The sequence below is a fragment of the Klebsiella sp. NPDC088457 genome, assembly GCF_044900465.1.
In the GTDB taxonomy this organism is placed as follows: Bacteria; Pseudomonadota; Gammaproteobacteria; order Enterobacterales; family Enterobacteriaceae; genus Klebsiella.
Genome location: NZ_JBJDNH010000002.1, coordinates 17,945 through 43,459, shown reverse-complemented (window position 1 = coordinate 43,459; position 25,515 = coordinate 17,945). Strand labels below are relative to the sequence as shown.

Sequence of the window (25,515 nt, the reverse complement as noted above, 5' to 3'; positions counted from 1 at the left end):
ACACACGTTGGCTTAACTTAGCGTTGAGGAAGGCGTGGCCGCCCCCCGGCTTTGCGCAGATGAATCGCACCATAGCTTGTCGTAGCTGTAGCCAGTCAGATCTTCCACGATCCGGCGCGCCTCTGGCGTGACGTTCTGCTTCAGGCCGTTGGCTTTCAGACGATCGACTTCATCGACAAAAACCTTATGCGTCTGTTTATTGAGACGGAAAGTCAGCGCCTGCCATAGCGCAATCAGCAGCAGCCCCGCCGTGCCGACAAATAGCAACAGCGCAATGGTATTAATCGCCTCTTGCGGTTGGACGGCGCTGCCTTTCACAAAGCCACCGCTTTGCAGCAACAGGCCAACGACAAAGGTCGCAATCGCCACCGTCGTTTTACGGGAAAAGGTCATCACGGCGGCAAACAGGCCTTCGCGGCGCTGGCGGGTGATCATTTCATCAATATCGGGAATAAACGGGAACACGTTCCACGGCGTGAATTCCAGCACGCAGCGCCCTACCTGATACACGCCTGCCAGCACTACCAGCAACAATACTTTATTGTCCGTCGGGAACTGATACACCAGGAAGAGTCCGCCCAGGCACAGCATCATCAGGCAATAGGCAAAGACGTAGAGTCGTGAGGGGCCATATTTGATGATCGCCACCCCAGCGGCCAGAGTCACCGGTAGCCCGACGATGCTCATCGACAGCAGGGTTCCCGCCAGCGATGAGGAAACATTCAGGCAATAGACGCAGAAAAAGACGAAGACGGTGTTATAGACATCCTTAGCGGTGAACGAGAATAAATAAATCGCCAGATGCTTACGAAACGCCCGGACCTTGAGGGTTGAGGCATACTCCTTGAATAAATTACCAAACGCCGCCAGTTTCTCGGTAAAGCTTTTCCTGACCGCCTTGTTTTCTAATTCCGCCAGCATCTCCGGCGTCAGTTCGCGCTCCCAGGTCACTTTCCAGGAGATAAATACGCAGACCATAAACAGCACCGCAAAGACAACGCCGTTAATAAAATAGGCGTTCGCATCGTGCTCGCCAAAATGATTAATCAGCAGTCCGGGAATAAAGGTCGCGAGGAAGGTCCCGGACGCGGACAGGAACATGCGGCAGGTGGAGAGTTTGGTCCGCGAGTTAAAATCCTTTGTCATTTCCGAAGGCAGCGTTTCCCAGGGGATCAGCACCATCGCGGCAATCACCTCAAATGCCAGGTAGACCGCCAGATAGAAAGCGTAGCTCATCCCGTCGAGCCACAGCAGCATGTACACCAGCATCAACGGTGCGCCAATCAACAGAAAGAAACGGCGACGGCCAAATTTTTTACCTAAATAGTTCTTATAAAAATGATCGGTGAAGCTCCCCATGAATAAACTGACCACCGCATCGACAATTCGGGCAATCGCCACAATCGATGCTGCTTCAACCGGAGAGAGACCAACAAAAGTGGTGTAAAAAAAGAGTAGCCATGCGCCAATAACGGTAAACGCGCCGCCGCCCATGATATCTGTCATACCATATCCAATACTCACCGGAATGGTAATTTTCTTATTAGTCCGAGCCATGGTTAATCCTCACGCAATGGCGAATATTAAAATTTGAAATATGCTTGTGCATTATCGTGACATATATTTTTTACCATTCGGCTCAGGATGATTTGATCGTCAGGAACTTCTCCACGGCTCACCCACCCGCCAATTAAATTACAAACAATCCGTCGAAAATAATCATGGCGAGGATATGAAACCAGGCTGCGAGAATCGGTAAGCATGCCGACGAAATTCATCAATAATCCCTGATCGGCCAACGCATTTAGCTGATTTTCCATTCCCCGACGGGTATCGTTAAACCACCATCCGGAACCAAACTGGATCGGTGATTTCACCCCCAGCGCCGCACTCTGAAAGTTCGCGATGGTGGATGCGACCACATCGTTATAACTGGCATTGAGGTTGTAAATAATGGTTTTAGGTAAAGCATTATCGCGGGCCAGACCGTCAAGAAACTGATTCAGGTTTGCCGCCAGTTCGGGCTCGTCGGCGATGGAATCAAAACCGGTATTGATGCCAAGCTGCGCGAACATCCGGCTGTTATTATTACGAATGGCGCCAAAATGGATCTGCATCGCCCACTCATGCTGTTTGTAATGGCGTGCCAGCATTTTAAAGAGAGTGCTGTTCAACGCGTTCTGCTCGCCCGCGGTTAACGCTGCGCCGCGGCGCTTAAGCCTGAACAGTCGTTCCGCCTCCTCTTGCGCAACGTCGTGCCAGAGAATAGCCAACAGCCCGTGATCGGAAATCCGGCACCCGGCGTCGTGAAAATAGGCAATGCGCGCCGCCAGCGCCTTGTCGAAGTCATCCAGGGTTTCGATAGAGAGATGGGTCGTCGCGGCTAAGCGGTCCATAAAGAGAGAAAACGCGCGGGGTTCCTCTTCGAAAAAGCCATCGGGACGGAACGTCGGTAAAACCTTAACCGGAAAAGTCTCATCCTCATTTAACAGCTGGTGATAATGCAGATCATCAAGGGGAGAATCGGTGGTACAGATCACTTCAACATTTGACCGGAGAATTAGCTGACGCGGCGTAAACGCCTGTTTCTGCAGCTGCGCGTTGCAGTGCTGCATAATCTCGCGCCAGTTGCGACTATTCAACGCCTCTTCGCAGTCAAAATAGGCCTGCAGTTCCAGATGAGTCCAGTGATACAGCGGATTACCGAAACAGGCTTCCACCGTTTCAGCCCAGGCCTGAAATTTTTCTTCTGCCGTCGCCTCGCCGGTAATACAACGCTCATCGATACCATTAGCCCGCATGGCTCGCCATTTGTAATGGTCCCCGGCTAACCAAAGCTCACTCATATTAGCAAAAGAACGATTTTCATAAATTTCCTTTGCATCCAGATGGCAGTGATAGTCAATAATCGGTAAATCTTTTGCTATGTCGTTATACAGTCTGACGCCATATTCGTTGTTAATCATAAAGTTCTTATTTATTAATGTCATGATAACCCTCTAAGTAAAAAACAACCACTCAACAACCCCAGTAAAAAAGCGTCGTTCACCCACATGAAAATAAAAAATAGCGCATCAGAGTCCCGGCACGGCTATAAATATAGTGCCTGACAGAAAACATAACTTGTACTGGCATCTCTTATACAGGGAGCGAGGCCGGGACGAATGTAATAAATATAAATCAGATATACTGGCCGGATTTAATTTCTTTCTGGCGCGTCTCTAAATCCGCGGCATCGTTAAGCAGGCTCAGGTCACGGTCCCGAACTTCCGGCATAAGCACAGCGGAAACTAAGCCAATAACGGAATAACAAACCAGCATGGCAACAATTGGCCACCATGAACCGGTGATATTACAGAAGATCCCTGCCAGTACCGGACCAAAGCCTACGGCAACTAAGCCACCCGCCTCTTTTGAAATCGCCATACGGGTAAAACGGTTACGCGAGCCGAAAAGTTCCGCCATGGTGATGTTTTCAAGTGCGAACAGTCCGAGAACGGCCACATTATGAATAACAATCAATGACGCCATAATCGTGCTCGCGCTGTAGCTCTTATCAACAATAATCGCCATCATCGGATAAGCGAGGATAATCGCCGAGATATTGACGATAATATAAGGCAAACGCCGCCCCACTTTGTCTGATAGCCATCCCAGGAAAGGAATGGTGATAAACCCAATAACAGAGCTAATCATTAACGCATCGGTGGGAATTGCTTTATCAAATAATAACGTTTGCACCAGATAACCGGCCAGGAAGGTTTGTAACAGGCCTGAGTTACCCGCCTGACCAAAACGCAACCCCGTCGCCAGCCAGAAAGATTTACTTTTCAACATCGCGCCGAAAGTATTTTCCCCGGCAGCTATTTTCTGTTGAACCGCGCTGCCTTCACTGACTTTTTCAAACACCGGACTCTCTTTCAGATTAAGACGCAGCCAGATGGCGAAGACCATCACCACTACGCTGGCCAGGAACGGAACGCGCCATCCCCATGCCACCAGCTGTTCACGATCGAGAAGGAAAAACATCACTGCCCAGATAGCCGTTGCGCTCAACGTCCCGCAGTTAGTGCCCATCGCCACCAGCGATGAGATAATGCCGCGCTGTCCCTTTGGCGCATACTCCGCCAGCATGGTACCCGCGCCTGAAATTTCAGCGCCAGCGCCTAGCCCCTGAATAATACGCAGAGTGACCAGCAGTACCGGCGCAAAAATACCGACCTGCGCATAGGTTGGCAACACCCCAATAAGCGTGGTACAGATCCCCATCATCGTAATGGTAATAAACAGCACTTTTTTACGCCCAATCCTGTCGCCCATACGCCCAAAAATAAAGGCTCCGACTATGCGCGCAATATATCCCGCGCCATAGGTACCCATTGCTAAAATGAGCGCCATCGCCGCTGACTGCTCGGGGAAAAATATTTCATGGAAGACCAGCGCTGCACCTAATGAATAAAGCTGAAAGTCCATAAACTCCAGCGCGGTGCCTAACCAACCGGATACGGCCGCGCGTATGAGATCGGAAGTTGTTCTCTCATTTTTCACTGTAGTCATCGTTATTATCTCTAATTGTAGGATATAGAGTCGCTCATGCTTTATTGTCAGAAGGTTAATAACACCTTACAACAACTCTTTCTGTCGCTTTCAAATAACTCGATGGCATCGACAACATTCTGATACGCAAATTCGTGGGTAATTAATGTTTCCGGGTCAATTAATTTCTGTTCCAGCCATGTCAGCACAACAGGAAATTTATTAGCATTAAGCCGCGATGAAAATATTGCCAGCTCTTTACCGGTGATTCCCTGCTGAGCAACCTGTGACGGCTCGGTTGAGAATCCCATCAGGACGATCCTGGCCGCCGGCGAAGCGAGTGTAATGGCCTCCTGTAAAATAGCGGGGTGGCAAGCGGCATCAATAATCAGCGTGGGCCTGATGCCCTTATCCAGCAAGGCGTCGGATAATGAGGACTCGCCATTGTTGATAACCCAGTCGGCGCCATTTCTTTCCGCCATCCGCAGACGTTCATCAATCCGATCGACAACGATCACCTGGCGAACGTTATAGACTCTTTTCAGCACCTGGATGGTGGTTAACCCCATCGGCCCGGCGCCATACACCAGAGCAATATCCTCAGGCGTCGGCGTTACCTGCCCGGTCACGTTGGCGGCGATGGTAAAAGGCTCCACCATCACGGCATGCCGGTCCGGGATGCTGTCCGGAACCTGCCAGGCATTTTTGGCGGGGACCACGGCGTACTCGCTAAAACCGCCGTCCCGATGGACGCCGAGCACCTCCAGCGAGGTGCAGACGTTTGGTTTGCCCACAGAGCAAGGGTAACAGTGACCACAGCTAATAACCGGATCGACGCTAACCCTCTGGCCCACCGCCCGGTCCGTCACTCCGGCCCCGACGGCGTCGATCACGCCGAAGAATTCATGGCCGATAACGCGGGGATACTTCGCAAACGGATTATGCCCCCGATAGATATGGCTATCGGAACCACATATTCCCGCAAGTTTCACTTTAACCCGGACTTCTCCCGCCCCAGGCGTGGGAAGCGCCCTCTCTTCGACGACCAGCTCATTGGGCTGACGAATGACGATACTCTTCATTTTGTCCTCCTCACCAGTTCCACAACGTGCCGTCTTCCAGACGGGCCACCGGCAGACAGGCAGGTTCGTAGGGGTATTTCGCCGCTAGTTTTTCATCAAACTCGATGCCCAGTCCCGGTTTTTCTCCCGGGTGCATATAGCCGTTATCAAAAGTCCAGCTGTGCGGGAAGACTTCCAGCATCTGTTCGGAATACCCCATGTACTCCTGCACGCCGAAGTTTGGTACCCACAGGTCAAAGTGCAGCGCCGCGGCCATGCACACCGGCGACAGATCGGACGGGCCATGAGAACCGGTACGCACCTGGTAAAGCGACGCAAAATCGGCAATGCGGCGCATGCCGGTAATACCGCCAGCATGGGTAATGGTGGTACGGATGTAGTCAATCAGCTGTTCTTCAATCAACTGCTTGCAATCCCAGATGCTGTTAAACACTTCACCAACGGCAATCGGCGTCACGGTATGCTGGCGAATCAGGCGGAAGCACGCCTGGTTCTCTGCGGGAGTCGGATCTTCCATCCAGAACAGACGATAGTCTTCGATGCTTTTACCAAAACGCGCCGCTTCAATTGGCGTCAGACGGTGATGCATGTCGTGTAAAAGATGTTCGTTAAAACCAAAGCGTTCGCGCACGGCGGCAAACAGCTGTGGGGTGAAATCAAGGTACTTCTCCGTCGACCACAATTGCTCTTCCGGCCACAGCCCTTTGGTTGCCGGTTCATAGGCCTGCCCCTTGCCTTTCGCCATGCCGTAAGTGGTCTTCATCCCCGGAATACCGCACTGAACGCGAATCGCCTTGAAGCCCATCTCCTGGTGACGAGCGTAATCATCCAGCACTTCATCAATAGAGTGGCCGGTGGTGTGGCAGTAGACCATAACGCCTTCGCGCGATGCGCCACCCAACAGCTGGTACAACGGCATCCCCGCCGCCCTGGCTTTGATATCCCACAGCGCCATATCGACGGCGGAAATCGCTGACATGGTCACCGGGCCGCGGCGCCAGTAAGCCCCTTTGTAGAAAAACTGCCAGATATCTTCGATGCGATGCGCATCGCGGCCGACCAGCTGCGGGCAGAGGTGGTCCTGCAGGTATGACGCCACGGAGAGCTCACGCCCGTTAAGCGTCGCATCCCCTAACCCGACAATCCCCTCGTCGGTGGTGATTTTAAGCGTGACAAAGTTACGTCCAGGGCAGGTGACGAAAACTTCAGCGGCAACGATCTTCATCTTTTTTTTCCTTACATCTCTGCGGTTAGTGAGCAAAATTAAAACATCAACCCTACTACCATACAAGTATGAGTTTTAAAAAAGATGCCGCCGATCACATTATCCCCACCAGGGGAGGTGACGCAGCACGCCACCTTTTCGCTTAGTCAATGCGATCTTTTACGATGAAGAAATAGCAAAGCGCCCCGGTAAAGGTGACGCAGGCAGCAATGACCAGCGCAAGATTAAATGAGTGAGTGGTGTCGACCACCCAGCCGGTCACCACCGGGGCAAAAGAGGCGAATACGAAACTGCCGAAGTTCTGGATAGCCGCGACGGAAGCGACTTTATTCTCGCTGACCATCACCTGTACCAGCCCCCATGCCGACGTGCCGGCAAAATGGACGCAGAACAGCGCCATCGAGATATAAGCGACAGCCTGTGCAGGCGATGAGGACTGCACCACCAGCAGAGTACCCAGCGCGGAAAGCACCAGCCCTACGACAATCGCCGTTTTACGCGTCTTCGCGAGGTCATATCCCCGGCGGGCCAACGCGTCGACGACCAGCCCATTCGCCCACATGCCAACGGCCGCCGCCAGAAACGGAATCGCCGCCACCCAGCCGGTTTTGCCAAGGCTTAGCCCCTGCTGCGCCTGCAGATACCCCGGCAGCCAGGCAATATATAGCCAGCCGGTGTAGTTGACACCGGAAAATCCCAGAATCATGCCCCAGGTCGTGCGCCGTTTAAACAGCCCCAGCCACTGACTAAAATTCAGCGTCGGCCGCGCCTTCTCCGGCGCGGCGAGATAGAGGCGTTCATCCTGCTGCAGATCGAACTGTGCGCGATTGCGATACCAGACGTACCAGCACAGCCCCACCACAATACCCGCCAGACCAATGACCACGAACATCGTCCGCCAGCCCCAGGCGATCTGCATCAGCACCAGCGCCGGTGGCGCAATGGCCTGACCTAATACCGTCGATGAGTTAAAAATTCCCACCGCGGTGCCGCGCTCTTTTTGTACGTACCAGTCATTGATCGATTTGACGCCGGCGGGCATAAACGGCGCTTCGCCGATCCCGAGACCAATCCGCAACAGAATAAAATGGCTGAACGAGTTCACCATCCCGGTCAGCGCCTGCATCAACGACCAGAAGATCAGCCCGCCGCCAAGGACGATACGAGGACCAAAGCGGTCCAGCAGCATACCGGAAGGTAGCTGCGCAAAGCCGTACGAGAGTGAGAAGGCCGACAGCAGCACGCCGAACTCGGTCGCGTTCAGTCCCAAATCACCGCGAATGGCCTCTCCTGCCACGCTTAACGAGGAACGGTCGAGGAAGTTGACAATACCGGCGATAAACAGCAGCGCCAGCGTCACATTTTGCACCCGACGGATGCGGGTGGGTTTGGCGCCAGTCTGGCTGGCGAGAGTCTGGATAGCCATATTGCTCCTTACTGTAAATGGCGATATGCGTTAAACAGTAAGGCAATAAGCCGACTACCATACAAGAATCAGGGTTAAAATTAGCGTGGACGATCACAGAAGAACGCGCCTTACGCGCGTCCCCAGCCGGCAACAATAATCAGCATCCCGCACAGAGCAATCAGCGCCCCTGCCCAGTCGTAATGGCTGAGTTTGACGCCATCGACGAAGCGTAACCACAGCAGCGCGGTGCAGACATATACCCCGCCGTAAGCGGCGTAAACGCGCCCGCTTGCCGCCGGATGCAGTGTCAGCAGCCAGACGAACATCGCGAGCGCCAGGCCGGCAGGAATCAGCAGCAGCGGCGTGGCGCCGCGTTTAAGCCACAGCCAGGGTAAATAGCAGCCGAGGATTTCACAAATGGCGGTCGCGAAGAAAAGCAGCGTTGTTTTAAACATTAAAGACAGGTAAAGAGATCGGGTTATTGGCCCATTTTACGCGATAATCACTCCACTCTCATACTCTTTTGTCGGGTATGCCATCCCCCAGAGATAGAGTAAACTTATACCAGACTCAAAGGGCTAACCCCTTTTTATCACTTAAAGGAAATCGTGATGAAAATGACACTGAACACACGCTGGTGCCTGACCGCCATGCTGGCGCTGAGCGCCGCGGTCTTTACCGCGTCGTCTTTCGCCAAAACCGACACGCTGGTGATTGAATCCGGCGATAGCGCGCAGAGCCGCCAGCAGGCGGCAATGGAAAAAGAACAGTGGAATGACACCCGTTCTTTACGCCATAAGGTGAACACGCGTACCGAGAAGGAATGGGACAAAGCCGACGTCGCTTTTGATGCCCGGGATAACTGCCAGAAAAGCGCCAACGTTAACGCTTACTGGGAACCCAACACCCTGCGCTGCCTCGACCGTCGCACCGGCCGGGCGATTACGCCCTAATCCGTCGTTCACCTACGGCGCCCACGGGCGCCGCATTGCGCTTTGATCCACAGGAATATCCATGACTGACGCCTATACCATCAAACTCCGCCCTCTGGAGCGCGAAGACCTACGCTTTGTCCACCAGCTCGATAACAATGCCAGCGTCATGCGCTACTGGTTTGAAGAGCCCTATGAAGCCTTCGTCGAGCTTTTCGACCTCTACGATAAACACATTCACGATCAGAGCGAACGCCGCTTTGTTGTTGAATGCAATGGTGAAAAAGCCGGGCTGGTCGAACTGGTTGAAATTAACCACGTTCATCGCCGCGCCGAGTTTCAGATCATCATCTCACCCGATTACCAGGGCAAAGGCCTGGCGACGCGCGCCGCTAAGCTGGCGATGGACTACGGGTTTACCGTACTCAACCTGTACAAGCTGTATCTCATCGTCGACAGCGAAAATGAAAAAGCGATCCACATCTACCGCAAGCTGGGATTTATGGTAGAAGGCGAGCTGATCCATGAGTTTTTCATCAACGGCGAATACCGCAATACCATCCGTATGTGTCTGTTCCAGCATCAATATATTACTGAACACCGCACGCACGGTGCGACATTGCTCAAGCCTACGGCTCAGTAGTATTCGATACTGTTTTTGATGGTGTAGCGGCGGGTTAACGGCGGCTGTACGCTTTCATCGACAACCTGAAGTTCGCAGTTCACCGGGTTATCGTGACTATCGTAGTCACAGGTCTGGCGGACGCTCCCCAGCGGGCGATCGTTGAAGGTGCTGACCGCCGTATAGTCCAGCTTTTTCCGCGGATCCGCCGCTGGCGTGGAAACCACCGTAAAACGCGCATTTTTCGCCACGGTGGTTTTGCCCAATGGGTAGCCTTCACGATCATAGCGGTAGCTGGCGGTACTCTCTTTACCCCGTGCGGCGATCACAAACCCGTTATCGTCCGTTTCCCAGGTGACGCCCGCCGACGGCAGTTCAGCGAGCTGACATTTTCCCTGCAGGCGCAGACGCTTCTCGTGGGTCCGGGCGTCAAGATAGTAGTTAGCATCCAGCATCAGCGTGGCGCCGCTGTTATTTTCCCGATCCTCAAAATCCAGCAGATCGAAACAACCCTCGCTGGAGAGCCGAGCGCTTACGCGTTTCACCACTTCATCATGTTCGTCGAACAAGGTCTGGCTGAAATCCTTCACCGGGCCGCGCAGCGGGTCGAACTCGAATTCGTTGGAAAAACTCGCCATTTCCGGCGTAAATGCTTCCGGCAGCGCCTGCTCGTCACAGGCGCTGAGCGCCAGCACCGCCGATATCAGCAAAAACCGTTTTTTCACAGCCGATTCCTTTTATGCGTCCTGCAATCATATTAGCAAATACAATTGTTTACACCAGTTCTGCTATGCTTAAACCTGGATGACATCGATAAGGAGTCTATGATGAAACTCTCCCCCTGGCTCTGCGCGGCTTTGCTACTGGGTTCAACTTCTGCGCTGGCGGCACCGGATTCGTGCGAGCGCGTGAAAAACGATATTCAGCAGAAGATCGTCAACAACGGCGTCCCGACCTCAGGCTTTAGTTTAGCCATTGTACCCAACGATCAACCCGATCAGCCCGGCGCCCAGGTCGTGGGTCACTGCGCCAACGATACCTTCAAAATTATCTATACCCGCACCGCCGGTTCTGACAACGACGCCCAATAACCCTCGCACGTTTCCTGCGCAGGATATTATCCCTGAGTTGACCGGGGATAATATCCACCTACCCCTATCTGAGTATGATGGTTCACCCATAGTTCCGGAAAATGATACCGGCGCTTTTCATCACAATAACAACGATGGGGTGAGCAATGTCTAATCAGGAACATCCTGGCGGCGTCAGTCGACGCACGCTACTCAAATCGTCGGCAATAGGGTCGCTGGCGCTTGCTGCCGGGGGGCTCACGCTCCCGTTCAGCTTGCGCTCCGCTGCCGCCGCCGTGCAACAGGCCGCCCGGGGAGAAGAACGGGTAGTCTGGGGCGCCTGTTCGGTAAACTGCGGCAGCCGCTGCGCGCTGCGGCTGCACGTTCGTGATGATGAAGTGGTGTGGGTAGAGACCGATAACACCGGGCAGGATAACTACGGCGATCATCAGGTACGAGCCTGCCTGCGCGGCCGCTCCATCCGCCGGCGGATCAACCATCCCGATCGCCTGAACTACCCGATGAAGCGCGTCGGCAAACGCGGTGAAGGCAAATTTGAACGCATCAGTTGGGATGAAGCGCTGGACACTATCGCCGCTAAACTGCAAAGCGTGGTCAAAGAGTACGGCAACGAAGCGGTTTACATTAACTATTCATCCGGGATCGTCGGCGGCAATATGACCCGCTCCTCGCCTTCGGCGTCGCCGGTTACCCGTCTGATGAACTGCTACGGCGGGTCGTTGAACCAGTACGGCACCTACAGTACCGCGCAGATCGCCTGCGCCATGCCTTACACCTACGGCAGTAACGACGGCAACAGCACCTCCGATATTGAAAACAGCAAACTGGTGGTGATGTTCGGCAACAACCCGGCGGAAACCCGCATGAGCGGCGGCGGCATTACCTGGTATCTGGAGCTGGCGCGTGAATGCTCCAACGCGCGAATGATCGTCATCGACCCACGCTATACCGACACCGCCGCCGGGCGGGAAGATGAGTGGATCCCCATTCGTCCGGGCACCGATGCCGCGCTGGTGGCCGGAATCGCCTGGGTACTGATTCATGAAAACCTCGTCGACCAGCCGTTCCTCGATAAATACTGCGTCGGCTATGATCAAAAAACCCTCCCGGCCGGCGCGCCGCCCAACGGTCATTATAAAGCTTACATCCTTGGCGACGGCGAGGACGGCACCGCCAAAACGCCGCAGTGGGCGTCACGCATTACCGGCATTCCGGCCGATCGCATTATTAAGCTGGCGCGGGAGATCGGTACCACCCGCCCGGCCTATATTTGCCAGGGCTGGGGGCCGCAGCGCCAGGCCAACGGCGAACTTGCCGCCCGCGCCATCGCCATGCTGCCGATTCTGACCGGTAACGTCGGTATCAACGGCGGCAACAGCGGCGCCCGCGAATCCACTTATACCCTCACTATCGAGCGGCTGCCGGTACTGAGCAACCCGGTAAAAACCGCCATCTCCTGCTTTAGCTGGACCGAAGCCATTGCGCGCGGCGCAGAAATGACCGCAACCCGCGACGGCGTCAGGGGCAAAGAGCAACTGGATGTACCGATAAAATTCCTGTGGAACTACGCCGGAAACACGATCATCAATCAGCATTCCGATATCAACAAAACCCACGACATTCTCCAGGTTGAGACGAAATGCGAGACGATCGTGGTGATTGAAAACTTTATGACCTCATCGGCGAAGTATGCCGACATCCTGCTCCCGGATCTGATGACCGTGGAGCAGGAAGACATCATTCCTAACGACTATGCCGGAAATATGGGCTACCTGATCTTTATCCAGCCTGCCACCTCGGCGAAATTCGAGCGCAAACCGATCTACTGGATCCTCAGCGAAGTGGCGAAGCGCCTCGGCGAGGACGTCTATCAGCGGTTTACCGAAGGGCGCACCCAGGCGCAGTGGCTCCAGCATCTGTATGCGAAAATGGTGGCCAAAGACCCGGCGCTGCCGGGCTACGAGGAACTGAAAGAAATGGGCATTTATAAACGGAAAGATCCCGCCGGTCATTTCGTCGCCTACCGCGATTTTCGCGCAGACCCGGTGGCCCACCCGTTAAAAACGCCCTCCGGTAAGATTGAAATTTACTCCAGCCAATTGGCAGATATTGCCGCCCGCTGGCAGTTGCAAAACGATGAGACTATCAGCCCGCTGCCGGTTTACGCCTCCACCTTCGAAGGCTGGGACGACCCCTTGCGCAGCCGGTTTCCGCTGCAGCTTTTCGGCTTTCACTACAAAGCCCGTACCCACTCCAGCTACGGTAATGTCGAGGTGCTGCAGGCCGCCTGCCGCCAGGAAGTGTGGCTCAATCCGGTGGATGCTGAAAAACGCGGGATTAAGAATGGCGACATGGTGCGCGTCTTTAATGCGCGCGGCGAGCTGCGCATTGCCGCGAAAGTCACCCCGCGGATCATGCCCGGCGTGGCGGCCATGGGCCAGGGCGCGTGGCATGACGCCAGTATGGCTGGCGATCGCATCGATCATGGCGCCTGTATTAATACCCTGACCACCCATCGCCCGTCCCCGCTGGCGAAAGGTAATCCGCAGCATACTAACCTGGTCGAAATCGCCAAAGCAGAAGCCTAAGACCATGGGCCGTAGCGATCGCTCACGCCACCTGCCATCGGCCTGGTTCAGGCCCGGGACATGACCGTCGGTTGGCTAATTGCTGGCAAATATTCAGGCGTGGTTAACCCCGCGCCGTCGTAAGAAAGAGAGAGATGATGCAACCACAAGAACGCGACGCCGTCGCATTAAGTGCCCGCACGCTGGGGGCCCTGTTTTCATTTGCGCCGCACGGTGAACAGGCCGCCGCGCTGGTAGATGCCCTGCAGGACGGTAGCTGGCAGGCGCAATGGCCTTATCCGCTCGCCGGCACTGAGGTCGCCGGGTTCGCCGCAGAGAGCGAGGAAACGTTGCCCCAGGCGTGGCAACGTCTGTTTATCGGGCCGTGGGCGCTCCCGGCGCCGCCGTGGGGATCCGTGTGGCTGGATAAAGAGAACGTGCTGTTCGGCGACTCAACGCTGGCCTTGCGCGAGTGGATGCGGGCCAACGGGATTGCCCACGCAACGCAGAGTCCCGAGCCGGAAGACCATTTTGGCACGCTCCTGCTGCTGGCCGCCTGGCTGTGCGAGTCCGGGCAGGACGAAGCCTTTTCTCAGCTCCTGGCCTGGCACCTGCTGCCGTGGTCCGGCCGCTTCCTGCAGGTGTTTGTCGCAGAGGCCGGACATCCGTTTTATCAGAGTCTTGGGCAGCTGGCGCAGGTTACGCTTAGCCACTGGCAAAGCCAGCTGCCCGTGGCGGTGGCTGAAAAACCGCTTTATCGCTAACCGCGGCGCCATGCCGGAGCTTCCGGCATGGCGGCTAAAAGCTGGCGCCGTCACCTTTCTTATCCTTGTTCTGACCTTAACCGGGCCGATTTTACGGGCAAAACACATTGATAGCTTTCGCGCATGCGCCGGCAGCGCAGCGGGCCGTGAGGGAGCGATGATTGTGCTGGCGGCGACGGCCCACGCGCCGCGGATGTCGATATGGAGAATTGGTGACATGACCGGGCAGTATGAAGGACTGCCCGGCGTCCTGATTGCCAGCGTCGTGGCGTCGGCGCTTTTCCGGACGTTACGCGAGGACTCGATCTACCGCCATTACCTCGCCGAGCAGCGCTAAGTCAATATACTGGCTCAGCTCACGTTGTTCAGCGCGCGGGAGATAGGGAAGCTCGCCGATCAGCGGCCCGGGCAGCTTTTTACTCAGCACCTCGATAATTTCAGCGTAGTGGGCCAGCCCCGGGTTAATCCTGTTTGCTACCCAGCCAATCAGCGGCAGACCGTCGTTGGCAATAGCCTGGGCGGTCAGCAGCGCATGGTTGATACAGCCCTCCTGAATCCCCACGACCATCAGGACCGGTAGCTGTTCCTGGACGACCCATTCGGACAGCGGGCGCAGATCGTTCATTAAACTCCGCCATCCGCCGGTCCCCTCAACCACCACATGATCAACCTGAGCGCTCAGGCGCTGCAGACCATCGGTCAGCAGGCCGTAGTTGATCGGACAGCTGTGCGCCACGCTGCTTTCATCTTCGCTTAACGCTATGGGATTGACAGCATCATACGGTAACGCCAGCGTCGACACGCTTTGTAAAATCAGCGCATCTTTGTTACGCAATCCGTCCGGCGTCTCTTTGCTGCCCTTCGCCACAGGCTTGTATCCCGCTACGCTTTTGCCGCCGGCAGCCAGTGCCTGCAGCAGCGCACGAGAAACCACTGTCTTCCCGACAGCAGTGTCAGTACCTGTTATAAAGAAACGCTTAAACATCACTAACCCCACAGTTATGTTGATGAGATATACAGAAGAGAAGAAATAAACTGTGGGAAAAGTCTACGCGATGGCGCCGGGGACCAGCTTGAGATAGCGCAATTTTTGGTGTGACTATGAAAAAATGTTAACCCTGTAACAGTCGGATGAGCAGCGATCCGTTATAGAGGGCATCTTTGACCAGCGCCGCGCCGGCCATCGTTCCCCGGTTCGAGAACTGGGTGCTTTCAACGCTGATATGGCGACTGTAGGCCGGGAGCGACTGTTGCCGAATGCAATCTGAAATAGCCGGAAACAGGATATCCGCCGCCAGGCTGAAGGGGGAACCGATGAGGATTTTTTGCGGATTGAACAGGTTCACCATGATCGCCAGAATCCGCCCGACATGCTGACCCACTCCGCTGATGATGTCCCGCGCCAGCAAATCGCCCTGCAGCGCCGCCTGGCACAGCCACTCCACGCTCAGCGGCTGCTGGTGCAGCATCGAACTCATTGATTTGGTCATCCGCACCTGCGCCAGCTCCAGTACGCTTTCGACGCTGGCGATGGTCTCAAGGCAGCCGTGGTTGCCGCAATAGCAGCGTTTACCATAGGGGTCGACCTGAGTATGCCCAATCTCCACCAGGCTGCTGCTGCCCGCATGCAGCAGGCGGCCATCGGTGATCACCCCGGCGCCGACGTTATGGTCAATCACCACCTGAATGACATCCCGCGCCCCTCTCGAGGCGCCAAATAGCGATTCAGCCATGGTCCAGGCGCTGATATCATGCTGAATGTAAACCGAGACCCCGGTATGGTTCGCTAACACCTCGCCGAGCGGCAGATCGATGACCTCATCATAAAATGGCATCCGGTGGATGACGCCATTTTCGGTATCAATAATGCCCGGCATCGTCACGGCAATGGCGGTCAGGCGTTCCAGTTTCTTTTGATGGCGAATAAAAAAGCGATCGATATGGTCCACGACCCGGCTCAAGAAAGGCTGTTCATGCTGGAGCGCCAGCTCGAGCTGCTCTTCGACCACCAGCTTACTGCTTAAATCACGCAGCGCGAGATGGATTTCGCCGCGGCTAATCCGCACCGAGAGATAATGCCAGGCTTCGGTTTCCACCATCAGGCCAACGGCCGGGCGCCCGCGGCTGCCGGGCTCCTGAATTTCCGTTTCCTGAACCAGATGCGCTTCCAGCATTTCACGCACAATCTTGGTGATACTGGCCGGGGCCAGTTGCGCAAAACGGGAGAGGTCGATACGCGACACCGGGCCAAGCTGATCAATCAGGCGATATACCGCTCCTGCGTTGGTCTGCTTTATTTGATCGATATGGCCTGGCTGACTGTCCGCTACCACCATTGACTCCCTTTATTTTCGCGCTTCGAAATAAACTTTTAGCTATGGTGAAGCACTTCGCTGCCACTCGTCAAATTTTTACTTAGCCTTGTGATTTACTGCACATTTTTAAACGCTTTTAGTCTGAATTATTCACCGCCGCGGCGGCAAGAAGGTATTCACGGAAACGCTGCGCCGCCAGCCCCTGTTCATGGTGCTTCGACCACACCAGCCACATTTCCGATACCGCATCCTGTTGCATAATAGGGAGCCAGCGCATTTCATTAAGCTGCACTCGCTTAAACGACGCGGGTAATATCGACACGCCGAGGCCGGAAGCCACCAGCCCGATAATCGTCATCGCCTCTCCCACCTCCTGAGCAATCATCGGCGTCAGGCCGTAGCGGCGCATCAACCCCAGAATATCGTCGTATAGCCCGGTCCCGACGTGCGGGTCAAAAAAGACGAACGGCTCGCGCGCCAGCTCAAGCAGACTCACCGCCTGCTGGCGCGCCAGCGGGTGATCGCTCGGGACCATCGCCAGCAGCGGTTCACGCAGAACACGCTCCCAGACCAGCGTCTCCGGCAGTTGGGTATTGCGCATCAGGCCAAGATCGAGCGCCCCTTCATTCAGCGGCACAATCTGCTCGCGGGTGTTGGTCTCACGGGTTTGAATATGCACATCCGGATAGCGCCGGCGAAAGGTCGACAGCGTATCGGAAACAGCCTTGATAAACGGCGCCGAGGAGGTGAAGCCAATATGTAATTCTCCGGTTTCACCGTGATGCAACCGCCCGGCGCGCGCGGCGGCATCCTCCACCTGGGTAAGAATCTGTCGGCTGTCGGCAAGGAACTGCCTGCCTGCCGCCGTCAGGCTGACGCTGCGGTTGGTTCTGGCGAACAGACGGGCGCCGATCTGTTGCTCAAGTATCTGAATCTGTTGACTTAACGGTGGCTGTGAAATATTCAGCCGCGCCGCTGCCCGGCCAAAATGCAGCTCTTCGGCGACGGCTATGAAATAACGCAGATGACGCAGCTCGATATTCATATCTAAAACGTCTTATTTGAGATTATTAATATATTAGACAGAATATTTACATTTTCATACCCTTAAAATGTGATCTGTAATTCATCTAACCCTGTATTTTCAGCAAGGATTTTCCGTGAGTCGTACAACTACCGTTGACACCGTGCCGGCAAGCGAGGTCAGCGACAATGTCGTATCCCAGCCAAATCAGTTTATCAAACGCGGTACTCCACAGTTTATACGGGTCACTCTGGCCCTGTTCTCTGCCGGTCTGGCAACCTTTGCCCTGCTCTATTGCGTCCAGCCCATTCTGCCGGTGCTGTCGAGCGAATTTGGCGTGACGCCCGCCGCCAGCAGTATCTCGCTATCGATCTCCACCGCCATGCTCGCCGTCGGCCTGCTGTTTACCGGCCCCCTGTCTGATGCTATCGGCCGCAAACAGGTGATGGTGACCGCGCTGGTGCTGGCGTCATGCTGTTCCCTGCTCTCCACGATGATGTCCAGCTGGCACGGTATTTTGATTATGCGGGCGCTGATTGGCCTGTCGTTAAGCGGCGTGGCGGCGGTCGGCATGACCTATCTGAGCGAAGAGATCCATCCCAGCGTCGTTGTCTTCTCGATGGGGCTGTATATCAGCGGTAACTCCATTGGCGGAATGAGCGGCCGCCTGCTGACCGGGGTATTCACCGATTTCTTCGGCTGGCGCGTGGCGCTGGCGGTCATCAGCTGTTTTGCCCTCGCGTCGGCGATTATGTTCTGGCGGATCCTGCCGGAATCACGCCACTTCCGCCCAACGTCGCTACGGCCAAAGTCCTTGATGATTAACTTCCGTCTGCACTGGCGCGACCGCGGCCTGCCGCTGCTGTTTGTCGAAGGGTTTCTGCTGATGGGTTCCTTCGTGACCCTGTTTAACTACATCGGCTATCGGCTGATGATGTCGCCGTGGTCGTTGAATCAGGCGGTGGTTGGCCTGCTGTCCGTGGCCTACCTCACCGGCACCTGGAGCTCGCCAAAAGCCGGCGCCATGACGGCGCGCTATGGCCGCGGGCCGGTGATGTTACTGTTTACCGCGGTGATGCTGGCCGGTTTGATGTTAACCCTGTTCTCCTCGCTGTGGTCGATCTTTATCGGCATGCTGCTGTTCTCCGCCGGCTTCTTTGCCGCCCATTCGGTGGCCAGCAGCTGGATCGGCCCACGCGCCCGCCGCGCCCGCGGCCAGGCGTCATCGTTGTACCTGTTTAGCTACTATCTGGGTTCAAGTATTGCCGGGACGTTGGGCGGGGTTTTCTGGCATAACTATGGCTGGAACGGCGTCGGCGGATTTATCGCCCTGCTGTTAATCGCAGCACTGCTCACCGGCGCTTGCCTGCACAAGCGCCTGAAATAGCGACTTATCACGTGGCCTTTAGCGGCCACGTCTCTCACCACAGCCCCAGTACCGACGAGGCGCCCAATAATTCTCTGGCGGCATCGAGCGATAGCAGTGCGATGAACAGCATGGTGAACGGATTCATATTAACCCCACCTCAGCGGCCTGTGCTCAGATTGAGTGTAGCCGCGGGTTAAAAAACATTCTGCCATTCTGTCCAGCGACGATGACATTTTGATGGCGAGCGCAGCGCAATTCGCTCAGCAAACGGCGTTTGAGTCTGACACGAGGCTATGTCAGCATCCCTGCCCATGCCGAAACCAGCAACAATAGCGCCATCGTGCGTTGAAAACCCACCATCGCCGCAGGGGTGCGAAACACCCGGTTCGATATCTGTCCGAGCCACGCCCAGGCCGCCAGGCACAGGAGTGAAATCAACAAAAAACACAGCGCCATCAGGGTGATATCACGTAGCGCGTGCTCGCTTTGCGGCGCAAACAGACCGACGACCGCCAGCGCCATCATCCACGTTTTCGGATTCACCACCTGTAAAAGCGCCGCTGCGCGGGCGGTAAAACGTCCTGCCGTCTGCGCCTGCAGGTCCGGCGGCGGCGCGCTAAACAACTGCCAGCTCAACCAGCTCAGCCACAGCGTGCCACTCCAGCTCATCAGCTGGCGGACCAACGGATGCTGATGCAACAGTTCTCCGGCGCCGGCCCCCGAAATCATCACGATCGTACTGGCGGCGACGCAGGCGCCGACGACGGCGGCAAGCGTCGCCCTCACGCCATAGCGCTGGCTGTTCGTCAGAATCAAAATATTCGTCGGCCCGGGGGTAATCGAGGCGACGAAGGCAAATAGCAGATAGGGCAACAGATCCACAGCAGGCTCCTTTTATTACGCAAGCCCCTACTGTGCGGCTATTTTCTGGAAATTTCTGGAAGGTTTGTGCACAGCCGACGGTAGTGCGCCGGCGTCAGCCGATAACAGCGCAGAAACCAGCGTCCCAGATGGCTTTGATCGGCAAAGCCCAGCGTGGCGGCGACATCCACCGGCAGTTGCCCGCGGGCCAGCAGCTGCCGCGCTTTCGCCAGCCGCAGCTGAATGAGCCAGGCATGGGGCGCAAGATGAAACTCGCGTTTAAAGCAGCGCGTCAGGGTAAAACGATCGGTCCCCGTTTCCCGCGCCAAATCGGACAACCCCATATTTTCGCCGATATGGGCATACATATAGTCTCGCGCCCGGTGGGCAACCGCCGCGCTCTGAATGTGCGAAGGCCGTTTTTTGCGCCACTGACAGTGCGCGGTGAGCTGGGCCAGTAAATTATCCATACAACTTTGCTGCACGATGCGCATTTCATCGTCGTGCAGCGTGGTGAACGTCTCACCGATCGCCCGAACCAGCTGCGGTTCGCGGGTTAGGGTCTGGCCAAAATGCAGCGAATAGCGCCCGGGGAGCGATTCATACAGCCCCTGTAGCGTATTTGTCAGCCACTGCTCATCGAGATAAAAGGTCAGATAGGTAAACCCCCCGGCGATGGGCGCGTCGCCGTCGTGAATTTCCCCAGGTTCAAGCAGGAATGCATCGCCGGGACGACTGAGATGACGCTGGCGACGGCAGGAAAACTGCTGCGTGCCGGAGAGGGTGATCCCCACCAGGTAGCTATCGTGCCAGTGCGGATCGTATGCGTGCCCCTCAAAGTGCGCTTTGATGGTTTCAATTCCCGAATCGGCATGCTGCCGCAGTTCCAGCCAGTCATTTGTCATGTTATTTCCCCCGCGCCCTCAGCATTGTCGATCCTTTTCGCCCTGTCTGGAAGATTTGTGCAGATCAGGATAGTGTAGAGGTCAACAGGCAACGCCTTTCGTTCACTCGCAACAGGCCAGAATTAATATGACTGAAAACAAAAACTATCAGCAGCTTACCCGCACTTTCCAGCGTCTTGCGCGCTTCTCGCATCTCGGCGCTATCGCCAGCTGGGACATGTTCGCAATGATGCCGCCGGGCGGCAGCGCCGCGCGCGGTGAAGCCCTGGCGGAACTGGGCGTGCTGCAACATCAAATCCTGACCGATAAAAGCGTGGCTCAGGCCCTGCAGGACGCACGGCAGGAAGATCTTAACGATATCGAGCAGGCCAACCTACGTGAAATGGCCCGCCAGTACGAGCAGGCGGCATTGCTGCCGGAAAGTCTGGTGGAAGCCAAATCGCTGGCCGGCAGCCGCTGTGAACATGCCTGGCGCAGCCAGCGCCCGGCTAACGACTGGGATGGCTTCGTCGAGAATCTGCGTGAGGTGGTGAAACTGAGCCGCGAAGAGGCCCGCATCCGCGCCGAGGCGAAAGACTGTTCCCGCTACGATGCGCTGCTCGATATTTTCGAACCGGATATGACCAGCGCACGGCTTGACGTGCTGTTCGCCGACCTCAAGTCCTGGCTGCCGTCGCTGTTGGCAGAGGTGGTCGACAAGCAGGCGCAGCGCCCGCTGGTTGCACCACAGGGCCCCTTCCCGGTGGCCGAACAGCGTGAACTGGGGCTGGAAGCGATGCGGGTGCTGGGTTTTGATTTTGACGCCGGGCGTCTCGATATCAGCGCCCACCCGTTCTGCGGCGGGGTGCCTCAGGACGTGCGCATCACCACCCGCTATAACGAAGACGATCTGCTCAGCGCCTTGTTCGGCGTGATCCATGAAACCGGCCATGCGCGCTATGAGCAGAACCTGCCGCGCAAATGGCTCGGCCAGCCCGTCGCTCTTGCCCGTTCAACGGCAATTCATGAGTCGCAAAGTCTGTTTTTTGAAATGCAGCTCGGGCGCAGCGATGCCTTCCTGAAACGCCTGCTGCCCGCCGTACGTCAACGTTTCGGCGACCAGCCGGCCTTCGCCAGCGAGAATTTTATCGCCTGGAACCAGCGGGTCAAACCCGGTTTCATCCGTGTCGATGCCGATGAGGTCAGCTACCCTGCGCACGTCATTCTGCGCTATGAAATTGAACGCGCGCTGATCGATGGTGATATTGAAGTGGACGATATTCCCGCCCTGTGGGATGAGAAAATGCAAAGCTGGCTGGGGCTGTCCACGACCGGTAACTATCGTAACGGCTGCATGCAGGATATTCACTGGACCGACGGCGGATTTGGTTACTTCCCCTCCTACACCCTCGGCGCCATGTATGCGGCACAGCTGATGGCCGCCGCGCAACGCGCGCTACCACAGCTGGAAACCAACATTGCCAACGGTGATTTCTCGACGCTGTTTGCCTGGCTGCAGCAGAATATCTGGCAGCACGGCAGCCGCTTCACCACTTCGCAGCTGATCCACAATGCGACCGGGGAAGACCTGAATAGCGATTACTTCCGCCAGCATCTCACCTCGCGTTACCTGTAAGTCGCGCGCCGGGGGCCGCCCCGGCGCCAGGCCAATCCCCCGCCCCGGATCGAGGCTGTACATATCGTTACACGCCGATACCAAACACTCACGGAAACCCCGAAAAGACAGGCATATAGTTGTTTCACCGGCCCCGCAGTGGGGTTGAATGAAAAAAACTTTTCGAGGATATCAGAATGAAAAAAGTATTAGCTCTGGTCGTTGCCGCTGCTATGGGTCTGTCTTCTGTTGCTTTCGCTGCTGACGCGGCAAGCACCACTCCGGCTCCGGCTGCTGCCACTCACAGCGCCACTGCCAAAACCACCCATCACAAGAAACACCATAAAGCCGCCGCTAAACCCGCTGCAGAGCAGAAAGCTCAGGCGGCGAAAAAGCACAAGAAAGCGGCTGTAAAACCGGCCGCCGCGCAGAAAGCCCAGGCTGCTAAAAAACACCACAAAGCCGCTGCAAAACCGGCCGCCGCACAGAAAGCCCAGGCCGCTAAAAAGCACCATAAAGCAGCGACTAAACCCGCCGCTAAACCGGTAGCGCAGAAAGCTCAGGCAGCCAAAAAACACCACAAAACAACCAAACATCAGGCCGCTAAACCGGCTGCACAGCCGGCAGCGTAATGCTTCCGCGAAGTTGAGTTAATCATAAATCGGCGCTGTTTCAGCGCCGTTTTTTTCTGGAGGGCAGTATGCTGCGGCGCTACCGTTTTGAGCTCATCCTGATTCTGCTGATCCTCTGCGCGCTGATTGCCACCCGCTTTTTCCTCTATTAAGCGCTGCTCAATCACCTCCGGCGATCGGATAACCGGCCTGACGTATCGCATTTTTGCCGTCATTCACCCCTGCCGCATATCCGGCTGCAATTTCCCAAACCGGGCTCGCGCAACACACAGGCAATTGTTTCGCTTTCCCCGGCGATAATCGCGCGTCTTACGCCGCTGTCCATCACCATCCCGCCTCCGTAGGTCCGTTCTTTCAGCATAGACCGCTTATCACCAACGGCCCGCCAGCAGCCACGCGTGGTAGACAAAGCCGTAGAGCGCCATGGCAAGTAAAAAGGCCGCGGATACCGTCGTCAGGCGACGGGCACGTTCCGGGGCCAGCCAGCGGCGGATAGCGAGGATATACAGCGACAGCACGCTAAGGTCGATAACCAGCCATATTGCGGTCAGCAGTCCAAGACTCAGCGCGGTATTGTGGGTTATCGCGATAAACTGTGGGAAAAAGGCGACAAAAAACAGAATGTCTTTCGGGTTACTCAGCGCGGTGATAAAGCCAGACAGCATGCCGCCGCGCGCTGGCGATACGTCGGTCGCGAGAGAGGACTGGCGCCACATTCGCAGCGCAAGTTGCGCAATATACAGCGACCCCGCCATCGCCAGCAGGGTCAGAATAGCCGGATTGATCGCCACCGCGCCGGTGAGCATAGCGGCGGCGATGGCAATTAACACTAAGGAGGCAAGATTACCGCCAAGCATAGTGCGCACAGCACATAAATAACCGTCTCTGGCGGCAGTGCCGGTGACCAACAACACCACCGGTCCCGGGGTGGCAATCAGCGTCACCACCGTCATGATATACCCCGCCATCAATATATAATTCATCCCATCGACTCACTCTTTTTCACAGATTGCTGCATTCTCCACCTTGATATCAGAGTTGAAAAACGACAAATGATGAGCTTGAATGTGAGTTTTACTCAATATAGAAACCTACCGGCTATGTCGATGCCTCCGCTGTACGCCCTGCGCGCTTTTGAAACCGCCTCTCGTCTTGGCTCATTTAGCAAAGCCGCAGCGGCATTGCACGTCACCCCGGGCGCCATTAGCCGGCACATCAGCACGCTTGAAGCCTGGTTCGAGTGCCAGCTGTTTACCCGTCAGGGGCCGAAGGTCACGATCACCGATGCCGGACGTCAGCTGGCCACCGCGCTGGAAGAAAATTTCGCCGCCATCGACAGAGCCTGCCAGACCTTGCGCCGTCAGGCGGGCAGACTGCGGCTGAAATCACCGTCAACGTTGACCATGCGCTGGCTGCTGGATGTCCTGCAGCAGTTTCGCCAGCAGCATCAGCGCCCGGTTATCGAAATGAGCAGCGTGTGGATGGACAGAGACAGCGTCGACTTTCGTCAGGAGCCCTACGATTGTGCGATCCTGCTGGGGGACGGTAATTTTGGCGAGGATAAGTGCCAGGGCCTGCTGTTTGCGGAGTGGCTGATTCCGGTCTGCGCCCCGGCGATGGTCGAGGCCGCCCGTCAGGGGTTAGCCTCCTGCCCGTTGATCCATCCCACCCCCGACCGTCGGGACTGGCGACGCTGGCGACAACACGCCGGCCCGCAATCAGGGATAGACATTACCCAGGGAATCGTCTTTGATAGCCTCGAACAGGGTAATATGGCGGCCATGAGCGGGCATGGCGTTTCGGTGGGGGATCTGTTCCTGAGTCTGCCAGCCATCTGCAGCGGCCTGCTGGCCCTGCCGTTTACCCAGGCCGTCGCCACCGGCGATGGCTACTATCTGGTCTGGCCGAAAAACACCCTCAATCCGCAGCCTATCGCCCAGCTGTACGCCTTTTTACTTGCCCATCTCCCCACGCCGTTCCCTGACGGGCTACTCCGCCGGGGAGAGGCCCCGAACTACATGACATGAACGGCTTGCATCACCAGATATCCCGCGGCTCCCCAGATAAAAACCGAAGCACAGGAAACATACACTAATGCACGAATACCTTTTTTAGACATACACCCTCCCGATACCGGAGACAGAAAATAATGAGCATCATCACCGGGACAACATCTCTGTTTGTTCAACGGGGCACAGGAATAACAATATTTGCGGTGAGAAAATGTTTCACTTTGAAAGTAACTACGAACGCGGTAAAGATGCCGCCATTTTCGGTGAATACGTGCAAGTTTTTGTGGTTTTAACATTGCCGCCCACCTCATCATTTACGCGGAGACTTTCAGCCTGCGGGTTGTCTCCCCGCGCGTATTTGGTACTTTCCGTAACCCGATTTATGTTGCTTCCCGCCGCGGTTTCTGCGCAAATGGCGTTGCGGGAAAATAAGCGCTAAGTGATTGAGCGGCCTTTATTCTTCAGCGAAAAAGAGACGTTTTGATGTGATTTCAATAGCCTTTTTGCTTTAATTAAAATTACTCTTAACTTTCATAAACTTAAATCTGCTGCTACTGTCAATATACAGAAAATCAT

General features: G+C 55.9%; 25 protein-coding genes and 1 pseudogene. 11 read left to right on the top strand and 15 right to left on the bottom strand.

All coding sequences use genetic code 11. The annotated features are described in order from the left end of the window. Window positions 1–12: 12 nt before the first annotated feature. From ACI2JR_RS02325 to ACI2JR_RS02295, 7 genes are all read right to left on the bottom strand, one after another. Window positions 13–1,557 carry an MFS transporter gene (locus ACI2JR_RS02325; protein ID WP_132731148.1) on the bottom strand — a complete coding sequence of 515 codons (1,545 nt, stop codon included), beginning with the start codon at window positions 1,555–1,557 and terminating at the stop codon, window positions 13–15. A gap of 26 nt (window positions 1,558–1,583) precedes the next feature. Continuing rightward, window positions 1,584–2,990, bottom strand: a complete 1,407-nt coding sequence (uxaC, locus tag ACI2JR_RS02320) for a glucuronate isomerase (RefSeq protein ID WP_462477759.1) — start codon at window positions 2,988–2,990, stop codon at window positions 1,584–1,586. 190 nt (window positions 2,991–3,180) lie between these two features. Continuing rightward, window positions 3,181–4,557 (bottom strand): MFS transporter, encoded by a 1,377-nt coding sequence (locus ACI2JR_RS02315; RefSeq protein ID WP_462477758.1) that lies wholly within the window; start codon window positions 4,555–4,557, stop codon window positions 3,181–3,183. Between the two features lie 47 nt (window positions 4,558–4,604). Next, a complete protein-coding gene (locus ACI2JR_RS02310) occupies window positions 4,605–5,618 on the bottom strand; it encodes a Zn-dependent oxidoreductase (RefSeq protein WP_462477757.1) in 1,014 nt (337 codons plus the stop codon). 10 nt (window positions 5,619–5,628) lie between these two features. Further along, window positions 5,629–6,843 carry a starvation-sensing protein RspA gene (rspA, locus tag ACI2JR_RS02305; RefSeq protein WP_132731151.1) on the bottom strand — a complete coding sequence of 405 codons (1,215 nt, stop codon included), beginning with the start codon at window positions 6,841–6,843 and terminating at the stop codon, window positions 5,629–5,631. A 142-nt stretch (window positions 6,844–6,985) separates the two neighbouring features. After that, window positions 6,986–8,269 (bottom strand): MFS transporter, encoded by a 1,284-nt coding sequence (locus ACI2JR_RS02300; protein ID WP_132731152.1) that lies wholly within the window; start codon window positions 8,267–8,269, stop codon window positions 6,986–6,988. Window positions 8,270–8,379: 110 nt separating this feature from the next. Continuing rightward, a complete protein-coding gene (locus ACI2JR_RS02295; protein ID WP_462477756.1) occupies window positions 8,380–8,706 on the bottom strand; it encodes a YnfA family protein in 327 nt (108 codons plus the stop codon). Window positions 8,707–8,862: 156 nt separating this feature from the next. Between ACI2JR_RS02295 and ACI2JR_RS02290 the strand changes: the two genes are divergently transcribed. Together ACI2JR_RS02290 and speG are read left to right on the top strand one after the other, a co-directional pair. Further along, a complete protein-coding gene (locus ACI2JR_RS02290; protein WP_132731154.1) occupies window positions 8,863–9,204 on the top strand; it encodes a DUF1283 family protein in 342 nt (113 codons plus the stop codon). A gap of 61 nt (window positions 9,205–9,265) precedes the next feature. Then, a complete protein-coding gene (gene speG, locus ACI2JR_RS02285; RefSeq protein WP_462477755.1) occupies window positions 9,266–9,826 on the top strand; it encodes a spermidine N1-acetyltransferase in 561 nt (186 codons plus the stop codon). On the opposite strand, the gene ACI2JR_RS02280 is transcribed toward speG, so the two are convergent. Continuing rightward, window positions 9,820–10,530, bottom strand: a complete 711-nt coding sequence (locus ACI2JR_RS02280; protein WP_132731156.1) for a YnfC family lipoprotein — start codon at window positions 10,528–10,530, stop codon at window positions 9,820–9,822. The genes speG and ACI2JR_RS02280 overlap by 7 nt on opposite strands. Window positions 10,531–10,632: 102 nt before the next feature. On the opposite strand from ACI2JR_RS02280, the gene ACI2JR_RS02275 reads away from it, so the two are divergent. The 4 genes and pseudogenes from ACI2JR_RS02275 to ACI2JR_RS02260 form a co-directional block, all read left to right on the top strand. Next, a complete protein-coding gene (locus tag ACI2JR_RS02275; RefSeq protein ID WP_132731198.1) occupies window positions 10,633–10,896 on the top strand; it encodes a DUF1161 domain-containing protein in 264 nt (87 codons plus the stop codon). Between the two features lie 146 nt (window positions 10,897–11,042). Beyond that, window positions 11,043–13,484 (top strand): selenate/tellurate reductase subunit YnfE, encoded by a 2,442-nt coding sequence (ynfE, locus tag ACI2JR_RS02270; RefSeq protein ID WP_462477754.1) that lies wholly within the window; start codon window positions 11,043–11,045, stop codon window positions 13,482–13,484. A gap of 134 nt (window positions 13,485–13,618) precedes the next feature. Then, window positions 13,619–14,227, top strand: coding sequence for a Tat proofreading chaperone DmsD (dmsD, locus tag ACI2JR_RS02265; RefSeq protein ID WP_462477753.1), 609 nt, complete (start codon window positions 13,619–13,621; stop codon window positions 14,225–14,227). Between the two features lie 160 nt (window positions 14,228–14,387). After that, window positions 14,388–14,564, top strand: a pseudogene (locus ACI2JR_RS02260) (voltage-gated ClC-type chloride channel ClcB); the annotation flags it as partial. Here the strand turns inward: ACI2JR_RS02260 and bioD are convergent. From bioD to ACI2JR_RS02245, 3 genes are all read right to left on the bottom strand, one after another. Beyond that, on the bottom strand, window positions 14,517–15,212 hold the full coding sequence (gene bioD, locus ACI2JR_RS02255) for a dethiobiotin synthase (RefSeq protein ID WP_132731159.1): 696 nt from the start codon (window positions 15,210–15,212) through the stop codon (window positions 14,517–14,519). The pseudogene ACI2JR_RS02260 and the gene bioD overlap by 48 nt on opposite strands. 127 nt (window positions 15,213–15,339) lie before the next feature. Beyond that, window positions 15,340–16,560 (bottom strand): sugar metabolism global transcriptional regulator Mlc, encoded by a 1,221-nt coding sequence (mlc, locus tag ACI2JR_RS02250; RefSeq protein WP_132731199.1) that lies wholly within the window; start codon window positions 16,558–16,560, stop codon window positions 15,340–15,342. A 118-nt stretch (window positions 16,561–16,678) separates the two neighbouring features. Beyond that, window positions 16,679–17,587, bottom strand: a complete 909-nt coding sequence (locus ACI2JR_RS02245; protein WP_132731160.1) for a LysR family transcriptional regulator — start codon at window positions 17,585–17,587, stop codon at window positions 16,679–16,681. A gap of 115 nt (window positions 17,588–17,702) precedes the next feature. Between ACI2JR_RS02245 and ACI2JR_RS02240 the strand changes: the two genes are divergently transcribed. Beyond that, window positions 17,703–18,953 (top strand): MFS transporter, encoded by a 1,251-nt coding sequence (locus ACI2JR_RS02240; protein ID WP_462477752.1) that lies wholly within the window; start codon window positions 17,703–17,705, stop codon window positions 18,951–18,953. Between the two features lie 34 nt (window positions 18,954–18,987). Here ACI2JR_RS02240 and ACI2JR_RS02235 read toward each other — a convergent pair whose 3' ends face one another. The 3 genes from ACI2JR_RS02235 to ACI2JR_RS02225 all read right to left on the bottom strand — a co-directional run bounded on the left by ACI2JR_RS02235 (window position 18,988) and on the right by ACI2JR_RS02225 (window position 20,701). Further along, window positions 18,988–19,080, bottom strand: coding sequence for a KPN_01571 family protein (locus ACI2JR_RS02235; RefSeq protein ID WP_243655249.1), 93 nt, complete (start codon window positions 19,078–19,080; stop codon window positions 18,988–18,990). Between the two features lie 146 nt (window positions 19,081–19,226). Next, on the bottom strand, window positions 19,227–19,817 hold the full coding sequence (locus tag ACI2JR_RS02230) for a LysE family translocator (RefSeq protein WP_132731162.1): 591 nt from the start codon (window positions 19,815–19,817) through the stop codon (window positions 19,227–19,229). A gap of 38 nt (window positions 19,818–19,855) precedes the next feature. Continuing rightward, on the bottom strand, window positions 19,856–20,701 hold the full coding sequence (locus ACI2JR_RS02225) for an AraC family ligand binding domain-containing protein (protein WP_462477751.1): 846 nt from the start codon (window positions 20,699–20,701) through the stop codon (window positions 19,856–19,858). A 127-nt stretch (window positions 20,702–20,828) separates the two neighbouring features. Here ACI2JR_RS02225 and ACI2JR_RS02220 point away from each other — a divergent pair, with 127 nt between their 5' ends. Together ACI2JR_RS02220 and asr are read left to right on the top strand one after the other, a co-directional pair. Next, window positions 20,829–22,316, top strand: a complete 1,488-nt coding sequence (locus ACI2JR_RS02220) for a carboxypeptidase M32 (RefSeq protein ID WP_462477750.1) — start codon at window positions 20,829–20,831, stop codon at window positions 22,314–22,316. 176 nt (window positions 22,317–22,492) lie between these two features. Further along, the gene (gene asr / locus ACI2JR_RS02215) at window positions 22,493–22,927 is read left to right on the top strand and encodes an acid resistance repetitive basic protein Asr (protein ID WP_462477749.1); all 435 of its coding nucleotides are present in this window, start codon (window positions 22,493–22,495) and stop codon (window positions 22,925–22,927) included. A 371-nt stretch (window positions 22,928–23,298) separates the two neighbouring features. On the opposite strand, the gene ACI2JR_RS02210 is transcribed toward asr, so the two are convergent. Then, window positions 23,299–23,910 carry a LysE family translocator gene (locus tag ACI2JR_RS02210; RefSeq protein ID WP_462477748.1) on the bottom strand — a complete coding sequence of 204 codons (612 nt, stop codon included), beginning with the start codon at window positions 23,908–23,910 and terminating at the stop codon, window positions 23,299–23,301. 117 nt (window positions 23,911–24,027) lie between these two features. Between ACI2JR_RS02210 and ACI2JR_RS02205 the strand changes: the two genes are divergently transcribed. Next, window positions 24,028–24,954 carry a LysR substrate-binding domain-containing protein gene (locus tag ACI2JR_RS02205; RefSeq protein WP_462477747.1) on the top strand — a complete coding sequence of 309 codons (927 nt, stop codon included), beginning with the start codon at window positions 24,028–24,030 and terminating at the stop codon, window positions 24,952–24,954. A 196-nt stretch (window positions 24,955–25,150) separates the two neighbouring features. Further along, a complete protein-coding gene (locus ACI2JR_RS02200; protein WP_462477746.1) occupies window positions 25,151–25,378 on the top strand; it encodes a hypothetical protein in 228 nt (75 codons plus the stop codon). The last annotated feature ends 137 nt before the right edge of the window (window positions 25,379–25,515 follow it).

Bases quoted from the DNA above. Each gene is read 5' to 3' on its own strand.
- ACI2JR_RS02315 (WP_462477758.1), bottom strand. From the start codon at position 4,557: ATGACTACAGTGAAAAATGAGAGAACAACTTCCGATCTCATACGCGCG.
- ACI2JR_RS02325 (WP_132731148.1), bottom strand. From the start codon at position 1,557: ATGGCTCGGACTAATAAGAAAATTACCATTCCGGTGAGTATTGGATAT.
- ACI2JR_RS02205 (WP_462477747.1), top strand. From the start codon at position 24,028: ATGTCGATGCCTCCGCTGTACGCCCTGCGCGCTTTTGAAACCGCCTCT.
- dmsD (WP_462477753.1), top strand. From the start codon at position 13,619: ATGATGCAACCACAAGAACGCGACGCCGTCGCATTAAGTGCCCGCACG.
- speG (WP_462477755.1), top strand. From the start codon at position 9,266: ATGACTGACGCCTATACCATCAAACTCCGCCCTCTGGAGCGCGAAGAC.
- bioD (WP_132731159.1), bottom strand. From the start codon at position 15,212: ATGTTTAAGCGTTTCTTTATAACAGGTACTGACACTGCTGTCGGGAAG.
- rspA (WP_132731151.1), bottom strand. From the start codon at position 6,843: ATGAAGATCGTTGCCGCTGAAGTTTTCGTCACCTGCCCTGGACGTAAC.
- ACI2JR_RS02300 (WP_132731152.1), bottom strand. From the start codon at position 8,269: ATGGCTATCCAGACTCTCGCCAGCCAGACTGGCGCCAAACCCACCCGC.
- ACI2JR_RS02235 (WP_243655249.1), bottom strand. From the start codon at position 19,080: ATGAATCCGTTCACCATGCTGTTCATCGCACTGCTATCGCTCGATGCC.
- ACI2JR_RS02200 (WP_462477746.1), top strand. From the start codon at position 25,151: ATGTTTCACTTTGAAAGTAACTACGAACGCGGTAAAGATGCCGCCATT.
- ACI2JR_RS02245 (WP_132731160.1), bottom strand. From the start codon at position 17,587: ATGAATATCGAGCTGCGTCATCTGCGTTATTTCATAGCCGTCGCCGAA.
- ACI2JR_RS02275 (WP_132731198.1), top strand. From the start codon at position 10,633: ATGAAACTCTCCCCCTGGCTCTGCGCGGCTTTGCTACTGGGTTCAACT.
- asr (WP_462477749.1), top strand. From the start codon at position 22,493: ATGAAAAAAGTATTAGCTCTGGTCGTTGCCGCTGCTATGGGTCTGTCT.
- ACI2JR_RS02210 (WP_462477748.1), bottom strand. From the start codon at position 23,910: ATGAATTATATATTGATGGCGGGGTATATCATGACGGTGGTGACGCTG.
- uxaC (WP_462477759.1), bottom strand. From the start codon at position 2,990: ATGACATTAATAAATAAGAACTTTATGATTAACAACGAATATGGCGTC.
- ACI2JR_RS02225 (WP_462477751.1), bottom strand. From the start codon at position 20,701: ATGACAAATGACTGGCTGGAACTGCGGCAGCATGCCGATTCGGGAATT.
- ACI2JR_RS02290 (WP_132731154.1), top strand. From the start codon at position 8,863: ATGAAAATGACACTGAACACACGCTGGTGCCTGACCGCCATGCTGGCG.
- ynfE (WP_462477754.1), top strand. From the start codon at position 11,043: ATGTCTAATCAGGAACATCCTGGCGGCGTCAGTCGACGCACGCTACTC.
- ACI2JR_RS02295 (WP_462477756.1), bottom strand. From the start codon at position 8,706: ATGTTTAAAACAACGCTGCTTTTCTTCGCGACCGCCATTTGTGAAATC.
- ACI2JR_RS02310 (WP_462477757.1), bottom strand. From the start codon at position 5,618: ATGAAGAGTATCGTCATTCGTCAGCCCAATGAGCTGGTCGTCGAAGAG.
- ACI2JR_RS02220 (WP_462477750.1), top strand. From the start codon at position 20,829: ATGACTGAAAACAAAAACTATCAGCAGCTTACCCGCACTTTCCAGCGT.